Here is a 14912-nt window from a genome sequence, read left to right on the forward strand (position 1 = left end):
ATTACTTTTCACTCATAACACATACAAAATGAAAACAGCATTAATAACAGGCGGAAGTAAAGGAATAGGATACGCCGTAGCAGAAAAACTAATTAACGACGGCATCAAAGTAGCCATAACCGCCAGAACAGAAGTGGATGTGATAGAAGCTGCCGCCAATCTCAATAAAATAAAAGATGGCTACGCTATAGGCATAGTCTCTGATGTGAAAGGTTTAGCATCTCAAGAAGCCGCCGTCAAACAAGTTTTAGACACTTGGGGACAGATAGATTATTTCATCGCAAATGCTGGTGTTGGGCATTTTGCTCCCATTCAAGAAATGACAGCCGAGCAGTGGCAACAAACCATTGACATTAACCTTACTGGTTTATTTTTCTCTGCCAAAGCTAGTTTAGATGCTCTAAAAGCAACAAAAGGCTACTTCATTACCATTTCTAGTTTAGCGGGAACAAATTTCTTTGCGAAAGGTGCGGCCTATAATGCCTCTAAGTTTGGTGCGGTAGGTTTCTCACAAGCCATGATGATGGATGTAAGAAATGACGATATCAAAGTGACCACCATTATGCCTGGTTCTGTTTCTACATACTTTGCAGGTCATACCCCATCTGACGCCGATGCATGGAAAATACAGCCAGAAGATATTGGTCAAATAGTGTCTGACTTGATCAAAATGCCAGCTAGAACGCTTCCGAGTAAAATTGAAGTTAGGCCTAGTAAGACGGCTAAGAAGTAATCCTTTCCTAGATTCAGTGCCCGTTTTAGGCTTTCCAATAAGTTCAAAACGGGCATTTAGTTATATTGCAGTACAATGAAAGAAAACAGCAATGTCAAAATCAAAATTCGACGTAAAATCCTGGGTAAAAAAATATTTTGGACTAAGGTCTACTGACAAGACCTTAGACAATGCGAATAATTCTTTAGAATTCATTTGGGTATGGGCAATATTTGAACACAAATATTTAAGGGACAGTAGAGATTTCAAAAAGTACAATGACCAGCTTATTGACATTTCAGCAAAGTTTCCTATTAAAAAAATAGACATCGATACGATGTACGGATTCCTACACAAAAGATATTTCCAGAAAGGTAAAACAACTAGATTTTTCGCCAATCTAAATTTTGACAATAAGTGGCTGAAACTAACTAAGGCCATATTAAGAAAGCAAAACCCAACACCTGAAGAAAAACTAAAATTCATTTTGTTAGTTTTATTCAAATTTAGGTGCAATCTTTTTCACGGACGAAAAGACCCATTATTATGGAAAAATTTTAATGAAGTCTTTTATTATATCAACAAATTTTTAGCTGACTTTCTTGACGTAAAATGGAAAAATCAAACAACATACATCCGGGTGAAATATTAAAAGAGGAGTTCTTGATTCCTCTTGAAATATCGGCCTATAGATTATCCAAAGAGACCTTTATTCCACAAACCAGAATCAGTGAAATTATTAAGGGTAACAGAAGAATAACGGCAGATTCTGCACTTCGTTTTTCTAAGTTCTTTGGAACCTCCGCAAAATTTTGGCTCGGCCTTCAAGATGATTACGACTTAGAAGAAGAAGAAAGCCGAAAGTCTAAGGAGATTGAATCTATTAAGACTATTGAATACGCCGCGAAATAGCATTGACAAAGTCAGCTAAGTATCAACAAAACCTACACCATCTTAAAATCCAAAACTAAATCCCCTTCTATACTCGCCTGCAGATGGTCTCCTCTATGGATTTGGCCTGTTCCTGAAGCTGGTGTTCCTGTGAAGATTAAATCGCCTGGCTCTAGGGTCATGAATTTTGATGTAAAGGCAATTATCTCAGCAAAATTGTAAACCATTAGGCTGGTGTTTCCTATTTGCTTTTGCTCACCGTTTATTTTTAGATCGAAATTAATATTGTCTAAATCTGGAAAAGCCGAAACAGGTTTAAATGTGGACATAGGTGCAGCACCATCAAAACCTTTACCCAAATCCCATGGGCCTTTTCCTCCACGACTTTCATCAAAAATATCTTTGGCGGTATAATCTATCCCGATGCCTATTTCTGAAATATAACTGGCTGCATCTGCTTCACTAATATTTTTGCCTTTGGTGCCTATTTTTATAACGAGTTCAGCTTCATAACGTAAGTCCTTAGTAAATGACGGGTACTCCACATTTACATTTCCTGTAACCAAGCTACTTTCTGGTTTTGAAAAGATAATCTGATTGCCGGTTTTACCCTCATTTTTATCTTCACCTGGGTTAACGTAGTTTTTGCCAATGGCTAATATTTTCATCTCTTGTTTTTTTGTATTTAAAGCCCTAAAAATAAAGAAAAGGAAATATAGAATTAGAAACGCCAAAAAAATATCACACTCGATATAAGTATGATTTTCAAATAGGTTATATCAATATGTACCAAGACCTTTGTTCGGCAGTAAAGATTACTCTTTCCCTGAAAAAAAACTATTAAATCTAATTGAACGTAGCTATTTTGTATTTACTTCAATACAATTTTCTAAAACCAACATTAAACTAGATTCCATTAAATGACAACCACTATCCTCATTACATTTTGTTCGTTGATGCTGATTGCCTATTTATTTGATATCACATCGGCCAAAACTAAGATACCTTCTGTTATTCTACTGCTGCTGGTAGGCTGGGGCATGAAGGAAATAAGTCTCTTTTTGGGTTTTACCCTCGTTGACTTTTCCACCCTTTTACCTGTTTTAGCCACCATTGGGTTAATTCTTATAGTTTTAGAAGGTTCTTTAGAACTAAAACTCAACTCTTCCAAGATTCCGCTTCTTAAAAAGTCCGTACTAGGAGCATTGCTTCCTATGATTTTACTAGCAGCTCTCTTGGCCTATGCCTTTCATTATTTTGGAAACTACTCCTTAAAAATAAGCCTAATAAACGCCATCCCTTTATGTGTAATAAGTAGTGCCATAGCCATCCCTAGCGTTATAAATTTAGATTCTAGAGAAAAAGAATTCATTGTTTATGAAAGTAGTTTTTCTGATATAATTGGTATTTTATTCTTCAATTTTATCGCTCTAAATGAGACACTAGACCTTGCCGCTTTTGGGAACTTTGGACTGCATTTGATAATCATGTTAGTAGTCTCCATTATCGGGACCATTGGTTTATCTCTTTTACTAAACCGAATAGAACATCATATAAAATTTATCCCCATCATTCTTTTGATAGTGCTGGTGTATGCAGTGCTTAAAGCATACCACCTCCCGGCACTTCTTTTCATACTTTTATTTGGTTTGGCTATTGGTAATCTAGACCAATTCAAAAAGATAAAATGGTTTAAAAATGTAAATACCGATAACCTCAAAAATGAAATTAAACGATTTGAAGAAATCACCATTGAAGGGGCTTTTTTAGTTAGGGCCTTATTTTTTATCCTTTTCGGTTATACTATAGAAACGGCCGAAATTCTGAATCAGGACACCATTTTTTGGGCGATGCTTATTGTAGGAATTGCATTTTTGATAAGGGCGGGACAACTAAAGATATCCAATTTTGACTTTACTCCTCTGTTATACATTGCTCCGAGAGGCCTTATAACGGTGCTTTTGTTCCTTTCCATTGACCCTAAAGACAATATCCCTTTGGTTAATAATTCACTAATAATTCAAATCATCCTTTTATCCGCCATCATTATGGCTATTGGTTTGATAGCTAAACCTGAAAAAGAAAAAACCGAAGAAGAGATTAGCGAGGTTTAACTGAGATTTTATAATTTACAGAAACAAACGCCTCTCAAAATGAATCCAATTCTTAAAAATATTCTTGCCGTAGTAGTCGGTGTGATTGTTGGCAGTCCTGTAAATATGGGCTTAATTACCCTAGGCCCATTACTTATTCCGCCACCTGAAGGTACTGACACTACCACCATGGAAGGTCTACTTGCCGCCATGCCTTTAATGCAGCCTAAACATTTTATCTTTCCTTTTTTAGCTCATTCCTTGGGCACGTTAATAGGTGCATATCTAGCATTCAGAATTGCCACTACGCGTCAAATTCAACTGGCTATGACCATAGGTTTCTTCTTTCTTATTGGCGGTATTATGAATATTCAAATGCTTCCAGGTTCGCCTATGTGGTTCAATGTTTTAGACTTAGTTCTAGCCTATTTGCCAATGGCTTGGCTTGGGGCTAAACTCGCTAAAAAATAATTCTAAAGAATGCCCAAAAACACCTATCAAGTTTACGTCATAGAATTAAACAAAAAGGTATTTACGCTAAACAAGAAATTCCGTGAGGCCAATCCACAGTTTAATGGTGTGCTAGAGTGCTTATATGTAGGCATGACGAGTAAAACACCAAAGGAGCGTTTTCTTCAGCACAAAACTGGTTATAGAAACAAAAAAGGGCTCAAACTCTCCGCAAACATTGTTCAGAAATACGGCATGTATCTTAGACCGAGCCTTTATAACTATATTGAACCAGTTAATACAAGAGCCGAAGCTTTGAAGCTGGAAGAAAGTTTGGCTTTAGACTTAAAAAGACAGCGGTACGCAGTCTGGTATAATTAGAACAAATCATTAAATACATGTATAAAGACATCATATCTTACGAATTGGCTGAAAATGTTACGAAAGAACAGCTTTTAAAAGTAGCTGGGCAAATAGTAAATGACTGGATGAAAAAACAACCAGGCTTTATCAGTTGGGAAATTAACGCGAATAGCAATGGCAGCTATACTGACATAGTTTCTTGGGAATCAAAAGAAGCTGCAAAAGCCTCTGAAAAAGATATGGTCAATATCCCAAATGCCAACGATTGGTATGCTTGCTATAAACAAGGAAGCATTTCTAGTCAAAATTTGACATCCTTGGCGATATTTTAATTAATACCTACTGCCGGCTCGAATTTCTTACTATTCGAACAAATAAGTCTGTCATTCTTAATATCGAATTCGTAATTTTCCAGCATGAATTTGAATCTGAAAAACAAGTACGCTTTAGTCTGTGGCGGAACAGACGGAATAGGTTGGGCATCTGCCATAGAATTGGCTAAAATGGGAGCCAATGTTTGGTTATTTGCCAGAAACAAGGAAAAACTAAAGCAAAAGGTGGCTCTTTTAGACATTTCCAAAGGTCAAAAGCATAGATTTCTAGTGGCTGACTTTACTGATAGAGCTAGCGTAGAAGCTGCTCTTGCTAGCAATAAATGTCAATTTCATGTGTTGGTAAATAACACTGGAGGGCCAGCCGGCGGAGCTATTTTAGAAGAAGCCCCAGAAAAATTCCAAGAGACTTTCCAGCAGCACTTAGTTATGAATCAAATCATTACCCAAGCGGTAGTGCCTTTCATGAAAGCGGAGAAATTTGGTAGAATTATCAATATTATCTCTATCTCTGTAAAGCAACCTATCATGGGTTTAGGTGTTTCAAATACTATTAGATGGGCTGTGGCGGCTTGGGCAAAAACTTTATCAAAAGAATTAAGCCATACTGGCATCACGGTCAATAACGTTTTACCTGGCTATACAAAAACAGGAAGACTAGAGCAAGTCAATAAAATGCGAGCCAAAAACGAAAGCAAATCTATAGAAAAACTAGAGGAAGAAATGCAAGCAAATGTACCTTCTGGGCGTTTTGCTACACCTGAAGAAGTAGCTGCGGCAGTGGCTTTTTTAGCTTCTCCAGCAGCTTTCTCTATCAATGGGGTCAATTTACCAGTAGATGGCGGTTTGGCGGCGACATTGTAGAACGAATAGTTGAAAGAAGGAGGAAATGGGCATTATTTGGGTTTACTAGACCAAATAACACCAAGCTAAAGAAAGGTCTCTAGCCTTTCCAATAACATACCGCTCCTATGGAGCTTTTAACATTCGCTGTTCTACCTTTTCTATTAACATTCCGCTCCTCTGGAGCTAAAGATACTTTCTATCAAAATGTACTTTGGAATGAGAGCCCCGGCGGGGCGACATGTCAATAACAACTCTCAATTTGAGAAGTTAAGAACCCCATTGGGTGGCATGTTATTGCACGGGCCTTCGTAAAAAATAAAGCTTCTTGAAGACTCCATTATTATATGGCTCCTATGGAGCTTTTAATATTCGCTGTTCTACCTTTTCTATTAACATTCCGCTCCTCTGGAGCTAAAGATTTTTTCCATCAAAATGTACTTTGGAATGTGAACCCCAGCGGGGCGACATGTCAATAACAACTCTCAATTTAAGAAGTTAAGAACTCCATAGGGATGGCATGTTATTGTTCGGGCTTCCGTAAAAATAAAGCTTCTTGGAGTCTCCATTATTATATCTCTCCTATGGAGCTTTTAATATTCGCTGTTCTCCCTTTTCTATTAATATTCCGCTCCTACGGAGCTAAAGATATTTTCAATTAAAACGCTTTGGAAATGTGAGCCCCAGCGGGGCGACATGTCAATAGTAATTTTGAAATAAAAATATGGAGAACCCCTTAGGGGTGACATATTATTACTCATATTTTCGTTTAAAGAAATAACCTTAGAGCTAACATATCCCAATGGTCACCTACCAATCACACCTCCATACACCTAAACGTCAAATTAACCCTAGCCGTCTTAACTTTCTTGGTTTTGGGTAAGGCATGATGCCAATGCGTTTGTGTAGTACCAGCCATCACTAAAAGGCTTCCTGATTCTAAAACTACCTGTACCTTCTCTTTGGTTTTAATATGTTTCAGGTCAAACCTTCTTTCCGCTCCAAAACTCAGTGAAGCAATCGGAGAATCCTTAACCAATGTTTTCTCATCATCTCTGTGCCAGCCCATTCCCTCATCACCGTCATGGTATAAATTTAGGAGTACAGAGTTAAATTTGACCTTGCACTTTTCTTCTACAAGCTCTTTCAAAGTCAATAATTCAGGCGTTAACTTAAGTGGAACTTTAGTCGTATTTGAATAGTGATATGGGTAGTCGCCATCGGCGTACCAAGCTACTTTTCTTTTGGTGATAATGTGTTTACCAAATATGTGGGCTTCGTCGTTTTTCCATGGGATTTCTTCTAATAGATATTTTAGATAGTCTTCTGTCTTCTCTTCTGAAAGGACTTTACCGTGGTAGTTTACTATTCCTTCGTAGGGTAAAAGATTTTTGTTCATTTTCATTGCTATTGCATTGTTTACCCTATTACTTCCTCTTCTTAGTCATAGTATTTCCCATATCTATTTTCCTGGCTGCCCTTGCCGGGCCGGCATTACTTTTTTGTTGGGCAAAATAGTAATCAAAAAAGCCCACACCCCATAAACTCGTACATGTAAAAGCCTAATTTTATAATTGTTGCAGCTTAACCCCATACTTTTACCTGTACTCAGACAGTATGGGGAGTTATAAGGTTAGTCTCTTTTATTTCCTAAAACTTCCATATCTCTTGTTACAATATAATTCTAATTAACTTTTTAATGTTCAAACAGTGCAGAGCGATATAAGGATAATTTAATTTTGATTCTCTATTTGTGCTGCTTCGTAACCTATGATTGCAGCTTTTCTGTTTGGCCCCCACATGTAGCCACCAAAAACTCCACTTGACTGAATTACTCTGTGACATGGAATCAAAAAGGCTATTGGATTTCCGCCTATGGCTGTGCCTACTGCTCTTGCTGCTTTGGGTTTCTCTATTTGGTTTGCTATTTCTCCATAGGTAGATAGCTTCCCTAATGGTATTTTTAGTAAAGTTTCCCAAACTTTTAACTGGAAGGCCGTACCCTTCAAATGTAGTTTGACTTTATTCATTTTTGACCAATCTTCTCCAAAAACTGCTATTCCACTTTTTTGAAAATGGTCCGAAGATTGTCGAAAGTTCGCTTTAGGAAATCGTCCTTTTAACTCATTAAAAGCCACCTCATTTTCATCAGCGAAACCCATGTAACAAAGTCCCTTTGAAGTAGCTGCTGTTAATATTTGGCCAAAATTAGTATTGGCGTAGCTATAATTTATGGTAAGGTTTTCACCACCATTCTTAAACTCGCCTGGCGTCATACCCTCAATATTGACAAACAAATCATGAAGCCTCCCCGTACCTGACAGGCCTACATCTTCGGCGGTATTAAAAAGACTTTGGCTGTTAGTCGCCAATATAGATTTAGCATGATTAACAGAAATATACTGAAGAAACTTCTTTGGCGTAACGCCGGCCCATTCTTTAAATACTCTTTGGAAATGAAAAGGACTAAGGTTAACCTTTTCTGCCACCTCATCTAAACTTGGTTGGCTTTTGAAGTTTAGTTGAATATAAGCTATTGCTTCTGCAATCCTCTCAAAATTTATACACTCTTGCTCACTCATAATATTAACATTATGAAACAAAGGTAAAATCTAAAGAATAAGCAATGAACCCGATTATTGCTCTTTTGACGCTTTCTTTCTTATCGGCTTATTGGTCATTTGAATAATTGGCTTCTGAATAGCCACATTATTTGGATAAGATACTAAGTCACCGTTTTCTATCTGAATCTGAATTGCAAAAAACGTAATATCTTTAACAATGCCTGTTACAGAGTTATCCCCATCCATGATTTTTATTTTGGAACCTATTTTAAAAGGGAAGTTAAAAAACAATAAGACAGATGCCGTGATATTGCTCAGCATAGACCAAGAGGCAAAAAGAGCCACACCAGCTACTGCAAAAAAAGAAGCAAATATACCTTTAAAGGAAACATTCCAAATAAAACCGAAAGCCAAAAGCAAGAAAGCTAACCAAGTAATATCAAAAAACTTATTGGCATAAATAGATCTAGCTCTATCTAAGCCATGTTTCTTTTCTTGTTTCCTAATTAAGCTTCTAGAAATAACCCTTAAAACAATAAAGATTAAAATAGCTGCTACAGATATCGAAAACTCGAAGAATCTGCTGTTGATGATTTTTTCTAAATCCATGATGTAAAATTAGAGTATTGCTTTCAAATTAAAATCAAAATGATAGAAGCTTCCTTTTTTATTTATTGATTTAAATGGAATCCTTATTTTTGATAAAAGAAGAAATATGGCACGTACAGAATCCAAGATGTTGCCGATAGGCACGCAAGCTCCCGACTTCACACTACCCGATACCGTATCTGGTAAAAACATTAGCTTAACTGACGTAAAATCGGAAGTGGCTACTGTAATCATGTTTATCTGCAACCACTGTAAATATGTAAAGCATGTTAATCCTAAGATTGTAGAGATAGTGTCTAAATTCAAGCCTAAAGGTGTAAAATTTGTAGGAATTAGCTCTAATGACATCATCAATTTCCCGGAAGATGCCCCCGAAGAAATGACAAAAACCGCTAAAGCTCTGGCTTATGATTTCCCATACCTTTATGATGAATCTCAAGAAATAGCTAAAGCCTATGATGCTGCTTGTACACCAGACTTCTATGTTTTTGACAAAGAATTAAAGCTCGTTTACCGAGGCCGACTAGACGGCTCTACCCCAGGAAATGACATACCTCTAACGGGTACAGACTTAAGGGGAGCTCTACGTGCCGTGGTGGCGGGTGATTATGTTTCAGAAATACAATACCCAAGTATGGGCTGTAACATCAAATGGATAGAATAGAAACTATTTGGCTCCTACCACTTCCACATCAAAAACTAAGGGCGAATTTTTAGGGATAGAACCTTGTTTTTGATTTCCATAACCTAAGCTTGATGGGAAAATAATAGTAGCTTTCTCACCTACTCTCATTTTGGCTATTCCTTCGTCAAAACCTTTAACCACTCTACCCACACCTAGTTGAAAACTAAAGCTTCCTGAGTCAAACTCCTTATCATTAAGCAACCTTCCCGTATAATTTACCCCTACTATTTGTCCTCTTTCTAAACTTTCACCATCTAAGTTTTCTTCGGTTAAGATGTAAACCAAACCCGAATCTGTTTTTTCTGTTATTACAATATTCTTAGATTCAATATACTGCTGTATTTGGCTATCTTCAGAGCCACTAAATCCATCTTTATCACACGAAAGCATGAATACAGAAAATAATAATACGATGAAACTGGTGATTTTTGACATTGTCATTTTATTCGATTTTTAGAAACACAAATATATGACAATGGTACAAGCTTTCGCCTGTACCATTGAAATTGTAACCGTAATGCCGTTTTAAGTTTTCGTTAATCTTCCTCTGCAGGTACGTGCTTACGCCATTCGTCGTAACTTAAGCCAAATTTCTTTAAATCTTCCTCTGGAGCACCATCCCAGGCATTTGGTGTATTTCCTCTATAATCTAAATCCTTAACGCCCATTTTCGAGGTAAAGAAACCTGTGGCTGTTAAGTCTCTCATTTTATTGAAAAAAGCTACCCCCTGCGACATTTCTGGTTTCGCCTCTGCTGGGTAAGCTATTTGGTCTAACATTTTGGTTTTATCAGATTTAGATAGTTTTATAAACTTCTTACCAAACTGCCTATTGCACTCTAAATCAAGCCACATCAAACCGCCCCTCATAGGAACTTGATGGTGCGGCATATCTTTTACAATAAACTCAATAAACTCTGGTACTCCAGAGTCTGTAGCACTCCCAGATTTATCATCTGCCGGAATAATGATATCTGCCAAAACAGCTATGGTTGCCATTTCATGCTTATCAAAAAAGGTTTCTGCCTTGAGTTTTTGCTCATGCAAAATTTCTTCTTTGAGCTGCCCATTTCTAGAATCTGGTAATTCTTCTACTATTTTTTTAGGTTCGTTTTGAGCTATTGCTTTTCCAGAAACCGCTACTCCAGCAGTTCCTAAACCTATATTCTTTAAGACGTCTCTTCTTTTCATAAATTTGAAATCTGATGCCAAACGCACTAAAAAGTGAATTTAGCAGTGAATGAATGTTTCAATAAGGTCTTACATTAAAGACCTCCGCTTTTAACACCTTTCATGATGTACTCTGAAGCTCTCATAGAAAGTGCTAAGATGGTCCAGGTTGGATTTTTATCTGCCTGAGACACAAAAGCACCACCGTCTACCACAAAAAGATTCTTAACATCATGTGCCTGGTTATAACCATTTAAAACAGACTTATTAGGGTCTGAGCCCATTCTAACAGTACCCACTTCGTGAATAATTTCACCTGGGTTAGCTAGGCCATAATCTTGGCTGGCTCCTGGCTTATTTCCTAATGCCACGCCACCCATAGATTCTATAATTTGCTCAAAAGTGTCATGCATATGCTTAGCTTGTTTACGCTCATGATCACTCCACTTGTAATGAAACTTTAAAACAGGAATACCCCATTTATCTACCACATTAGGGTCAATCTCACAATAATTATCTTCTCTAGCCACAGCTTCTCCTCTTCCAGCCATATGAATCATAGAACCATAAAACCTTCTATAGTCATCTTTCAAAGAAGCACCATAACCTCCACCTCTTTTCATGTTACCGTCTCTATCTGGGAATCGGCCATTGATATTTTCCATACCAAAACCAAAACCGTAAGATGGCTGTGTCATACCGCCACCATACTCAATATGGTAACCACGAGGGAAATCTAATTTAGAATTATCTAACCACCACGGTGAGTAAACGTGAAGTCCACCTACACCATCTTCATTATATCTTTTTCTATCTGTAAGGCCTGGCACAAAACCGCTTCTAGATGCACCCGTAGAATCATGAAGATACTTTCCAACCACTCCAGAAGAGTTAGCTAGTCCGTTTTGGAATCTGGATGATTTAGAGTTTAATAATAATCTAGAAGACTCGCAGGCACTGGCGGCCAAAATAACAATCTTGGCCCTAACAGTCACTTCTTCTTTAGTATGCTTATCTACATAAGACACGCCTATTGCTTTCCCGTTTTCATCCGTCAATACCTCTCTAGCCATGGCATTGTTAATTAATGTCAGGTTACCGGTTTTGGCTGCTGGTATGCATAATACAGAACTGGCCGAAAAATCGGCATAAGCCTGACATCCACGGTTACACTGGTGGCAATAAAAACATTGACCACGCTGCTCGTTAATAGGCTTAGTTAAAATAGATAACCTTGAAGGAATGGTGGTTACTCCCATTTTTTTATTGGCCTCCATAAACATTAACTCGTGCAAACGAGGTTTAGGAGCAGGTAAGAAAATACTATCTGGGTCATCTGGCAAACCTTCATAACTACCAAAAACGCCTACTAGTTTTTCTACCTCATCATAATAAGGTGCTACATCTTCATAGGATATTGGCCAGTTTTCACCCAAGCCATCTATATCTTTTCTTTTAAAATCTTTAGGACCAAACCGCAGCGAGATTCTTCCCCAGTGATTAGTTCTTCCTCCAAGCATTCTTGAGCGAAACCAATTAAACTTGGAGCCGTCTTTCTGGGTATAAGGCTCTCCTTCTAGCTGCCAGCCGCCCCAAGCGGCGTCAAAGTCTCCAAAGTTTCTGAATTTACTACTGGCACCACGCCGAGCAGATTCCCAAGGATTTTTTAATTGAGTAATGTATTTGGGGTCGGCAGGGTCATAATATCCACCTGCTTCTAACATGCAAACTTTAGCTCCTGCTTTAGTTAATTGATGAGCGGCCATACCGCCTCCTGCACCCGAACCAACGATTAAAACGTCAAATTCTTTAGCAGTTTCTTTTATCTGAAAAGATTTCATTCTGTATAATGATTGAATTATTCGAGTTCAATCTAGCTAATAAAGTATAAATAAAAAAGCTTACTTGATAAGCTTAGCCAATTGAAGAGACGTATCAAGGAAAACCATCTTCGCACGAACGTTTCGCTCTATATGAAAAATGCCTTCGTCTACTAGTTCAGAAATCTTTTGGAGGTTATTGATATTAAAAACTTTAGAAAAATTACGTACAAATTCTAATTGTTTTTTTTCCAGCTTAACCATGTTCTCATTGCCTCCGGCAACTAAAAAAATCTCTCTAAAAATAGTTAAAGAATATTCTAACATATTTTTCTGTTGTTCCTTAGAAAAGCTGTCAAACTCCTCTGAACAGTTCACCAGTTGGGTCAAATTAAAGGCAAAACAGTATCTCATCCAGCTAGCAAACCAGTCGTGCTCGTTGGTATTATTAGCACTTGATAGTTTAATGGCTCTATTTAAATTCCCATTGGCCAAAATGGTTAATTCTTGAACCCTATCTTCTGTAATTCCTTTTTGTGTCAAATAAGCTTTGACATCTTCATCTTTAAATTTAGGCACCGCAAAACGCTGTACTCTAGATAATATGGTGGTAAGTAAAGACTGTGAATTATTACAAACCAAAAGAAAGAAGGTTTTTTCTGGTGGTTCTTCTAGAACCTTGAGAATAGCGTTAGCTGTAGAAATACTGAGTAATTCTGGCAGCCAGATATAAACCAATTTATAACCACCTTCGTAAGATTTTAAAGATAAGTTTTGAATCAGTTTCCGTGCCTCTTCTACTGGGATATTACCTTGCTTGATTTGAATTTTCTCTAACCAATCTGTCAAATTTCCGTAAACGTTCTCTTGAACAAAAGAACGCCACTCGGCCATAAAGGTTTCTGACGATATTTTTTTACCTCCAGCGGTAGGAAAAATAAAAGAAATATCAGGGTGAGCAAGCTTATCAATTTTTGAGCATGAAGGGCAGGCTCCGCATGAATCAGTTTCAGTAGGTTTTTCACAGTTAACATAAGCACCAAAAGCAAGAGCCAATGCTAAGTTCCCAGAGCCTTCTGCACCATGAAATAATTGGGCATGAGCCACATGATTTTTCTTAACGGCAGCTACTAAAGTTGCTTTTTCTTCTTCTAGCCCTATGATGTCTGAAAAACGCATCTACTATATTTGAGTTTTTTTATCCTCCAGAATGTGTACTAGTATTTTCTCATCTTCGGCTGAGAGTTCCATGTCTCTTCTGCCCATGGTAGCGTTTATCACTTCTTTGGCTTTATCAAATCTATACGGGCTGTATCCTTCCAATTTGCCACCCCATGTAAATGAAGGTATAAATTTCTCTTGAAATCCTGCTCCAAATACATTAGAACTAACGCCTATTACAGTACCTGTATTAAACATGGTACTTATGCCGGCTTTAGTAAAATCGCCCATAAATGTTCCACAAAAAAGCTCACCTGTTTTGACTAGAGCTTCTTGGGCATAATTATAAAGCTTCACTTCTTTATAGTCATTCTTTAAATTCGAGTTGTTGGTATTGGCTCCCAAATTACACCACTCTCCTATATATGAATTGCCCAAAAAGCCATCATGTGCTTTATTACTAAAACCATAAAAAACAGTATTACCAACCTCTCCTCCTACTCTGCTCACGGGTCCTAAAGTAGTATTGGGCCTTATTCTAGCACCAAAAGCCACCATGCTTTTTTCACAAATAGCAGCGGGCCCTATTATGACGGCACCCTCCTGAACTACGGCATTCTTGCCAATATAAATAGGGCCTTCTTCGGCATTTAAAATACAAGCTTTAAATTTTGCTCCTTTTTCAATAAAAATATTATTGGACGAGTAGACCTTGGTGTATGGGTCACTTATTTTCTCCGATAACCTGCCTTTGGTAATTAAGGCAAAATCATATGCTATCTCCGTTCTATTTTGATGAAACAAATCTGGTAGTTCTCTTAAAACATGAGCATCATTTTCTTTTAAGGTTTTTACTTTTTCATTATCAAAATCGCCAAATCTGTCAGAAGCATAGGCCACTACTTCCTCTCCAAATTTAATACACTCGCCAAATGACAAACTTCTCAAAAGTCTTTCAAAACCCGTAGTAGGTAAAAATGAGGCATTGATATAGATATTTTCCTTGACAGCATGGTAGGCAAACTTTTTTTGGAGGTAAGCTTCTGTCAGAAATGAAACTTTAGCTTTTAAACGCCGCTCCCATTTCTCATTAATGGTCAAAATTCCAACCCTGAGGTTTCCTATGGGTCTGGTAAGAGTAAGCGGCTTTAGCTGATTACGGTATGTGGTATCTTCGAAAAGAATAATGTTCATAAAGCAAAAATAAAGCCTCATTGGCA

Annotated in this window: 19 protein-coding genes; 9 read left to right on the top strand and 10 right to left on the bottom strand. The window is 37.5% G+C overall.

What is annotated here, in order from left to right:
* Positions 1-28 precede the first annotated feature (28 nt).
* From AADJ06_RS08995 to AADJ06_RS09005, 3 genes are all read left to right on the top strand, one after another.
* Positions 29-733, top strand: a complete 705-nt coding sequence (locus tag AADJ06_RS08995) for an SDR family oxidoreductase (protein ID WP_341226100.1) — start codon at positions 29-31, stop codon at positions 731-733.
* Positions 734-824: 91 nt separating this feature from the next.
* Entirely contained in the window at positions 825-1364 is a 540-nt protein-coding gene (locus tag AADJ06_RS09000) for a hypothetical protein (protein WP_341226101.1), read from the top strand.
* The gene (locus tag AADJ06_RS09005) at positions 1325-1624 is read left to right on the top strand and encodes a HigA family addiction module antitoxin (RefSeq protein ID WP_341226102.1); all 300 of its coding nucleotides are present in this window, start codon (positions 1325-1327) and stop codon (positions 1622-1624) included. The genes AADJ06_RS09000 and AADJ06_RS09005 overlap by 40 nt, the downstream gene beginning before the upstream one ends.
* A gap of 32 nt (positions 1625-1656) precedes the next feature.
* Here AADJ06_RS09005 and AADJ06_RS09010 read toward each other — a convergent pair whose 3' ends face one another.
* Complete coding sequence (locus AADJ06_RS09010; RefSeq protein WP_341226103.1) at positions 1657-2271, bottom strand: fumarylacetoacetate hydrolase family protein; 615 nt, start codon at positions 2269-2271, stop codon at positions 1657-1659.
* A gap of 252 nt (positions 2272-2523) precedes the next feature.
* Here AADJ06_RS09010 and AADJ06_RS09015 point away from each other — a divergent pair, with 252 nt between their 5' ends.
* The 5 genes from AADJ06_RS09015 (at position 2524) to AADJ06_RS09035 (ending at position 5705) form a co-directional block, all read left to right on the top strand.
* Complete coding sequence (locus AADJ06_RS09015; protein WP_341226104.1) at positions 2524-3717, top strand: cation:proton antiporter; 1194 nt, start codon at positions 2524-2526, stop codon at positions 3715-3717.
* A gap of 39 nt (positions 3718-3756) precedes the next feature.
* Positions 3757-4167, top strand: coding sequence for a hypothetical protein (locus tag AADJ06_RS09020; RefSeq protein ID WP_341226105.1), 411 nt, complete (start codon positions 3757-3759; stop codon positions 4165-4167).
* Positions 4168-4176: 9 nt separating this feature from the next.
* On the top strand, positions 4177-4527 hold the full coding sequence (locus AADJ06_RS09025; RefSeq protein WP_341226106.1) for a hypothetical protein: 351 nt from the start codon (positions 4177-4179) through the stop codon (positions 4525-4527).
* Positions 4528-4544: 17 nt separating this feature from the next.
* On the top strand, positions 4545-4841 hold the full coding sequence (locus tag AADJ06_RS09030) for a hypothetical protein (protein WP_341226107.1): 297 nt from the start codon (positions 4545-4547) through the stop codon (positions 4839-4841).
* An 84-nt stretch (positions 4842-4925) separates the two neighbouring features.
* Positions 4926-5705: an SDR family oxidoreductase gene (locus tag AADJ06_RS09035; protein ID WP_341226108.1), complete on the top strand. Its 780-nt coding sequence runs from the start codon at positions 4926-4928 to the stop codon at positions 5703-5705.
* A gap of 599 nt (positions 5706-6304) precedes the next feature.
* Here the strand turns inward: AADJ06_RS09035 and AADJ06_RS09040 are convergent.
* The 4 genes from AADJ06_RS09040 to AADJ06_RS09055 form a co-directional block, all read right to left on the bottom strand.
* Positions 6305-6433 carry a hypothetical protein gene (locus AADJ06_RS09040; RefSeq protein WP_341226109.1) on the bottom strand — a complete coding sequence of 43 codons (129 nt, stop codon included), beginning with the start codon at positions 6431-6433 and terminating at the stop codon, positions 6305-6307.
* A gap of 68 nt (positions 6434-6501) precedes the next feature.
* Positions 6502-7089 carry an alpha-ketoglutarate-dependent dioxygenase AlkB gene (locus AADJ06_RS09045; RefSeq protein WP_341226110.1) on the bottom strand — a complete coding sequence of 196 codons (588 nt, stop codon included), beginning with the start codon at positions 7087-7089 and terminating at the stop codon, positions 6502-6504.
* A 328-nt stretch (positions 7090-7417) separates the two neighbouring features.
* Positions 7418-8266, bottom strand: a complete 849-nt coding sequence (locus AADJ06_RS09050; RefSeq protein WP_341226111.1) for a methylated-DNA--[protein]-cysteine S-methyltransferase — start codon at positions 8264-8266, stop codon at positions 7418-7420.
* Between the two features lie 54 nt (positions 8267-8320).
* On the bottom strand, positions 8321-8857 hold the full coding sequence (locus AADJ06_RS09055; protein ID WP_341226112.1) for a mechanosensitive ion channel family protein: 537 nt from the start codon (positions 8855-8857) through the stop codon (positions 8321-8323).
* A gap of 106 nt (positions 8858-8963) precedes the next feature.
* Here AADJ06_RS09055 and AADJ06_RS09060 point away from each other — a divergent pair, with 106 nt between their 5' ends.
* Complete coding sequence (locus AADJ06_RS09060; protein ID WP_341226113.1) at positions 8964-9521, top strand: thioredoxin family protein; 558 nt, start codon at positions 8964-8966, stop codon at positions 9519-9521.
* 3 nt (positions 9522-9524) lie between these two features.
* Here AADJ06_RS09060 and AADJ06_RS09065 read toward each other — a convergent pair whose 3' ends face one another.
* From AADJ06_RS09065 to AADJ06_RS09085, 5 genes are all read right to left on the bottom strand, one after another.
* Entirely contained in the window at positions 9525-9983 is a 459-nt protein-coding gene (locus AADJ06_RS09065) for an FKBP-type peptidyl-prolyl cis-trans isomerase (RefSeq protein WP_341226114.1), read from the bottom strand.
* Positions 9984-10078: 95 nt separating this feature from the next.
* Positions 10079-10732: a gluconate 2-dehydrogenase subunit 3 family protein gene (locus tag AADJ06_RS09070; protein ID WP_341226115.1), complete on the bottom strand. Its 654-nt coding sequence runs from the start codon at positions 10730-10732 to the stop codon at positions 10079-10081.
* Between the two features lie 74 nt (positions 10733-10806).
* Entirely contained in the window at positions 10807-12552 is a 1746-nt protein-coding gene (locus AADJ06_RS09075) for a GMC family oxidoreductase (protein WP_341226116.1), read from the bottom strand.
* A gap of 60 nt (positions 12553-12612) precedes the next feature.
* Positions 12613-13710: a DNA polymerase III subunit gene (locus AADJ06_RS09080; protein WP_341226117.1), complete on the bottom strand. Its 1098-nt coding sequence runs from the start codon at positions 13708-13710 to the stop codon at positions 12613-12615.
* 3 nt (positions 13711-13713) lie between these two features.
* Positions 13714-14886 (bottom strand): putative sugar nucleotidyl transferase, encoded by a 1173-nt coding sequence (locus AADJ06_RS09085; RefSeq protein ID WP_341226118.1) that lies wholly within the window; start codon positions 14884-14886, stop codon positions 13714-13716.
* Positions 14887-14912 lie beyond the last annotated feature (26 nt).

It is taken from the genome of uncultured Arcticibacterium sp., assembly GCF_964021845.1.
Lineage (GTDB): Bacteria > Bacteroidota > Bacteroidia > Cytophagales > Spirosomataceae > Arcticibacterium.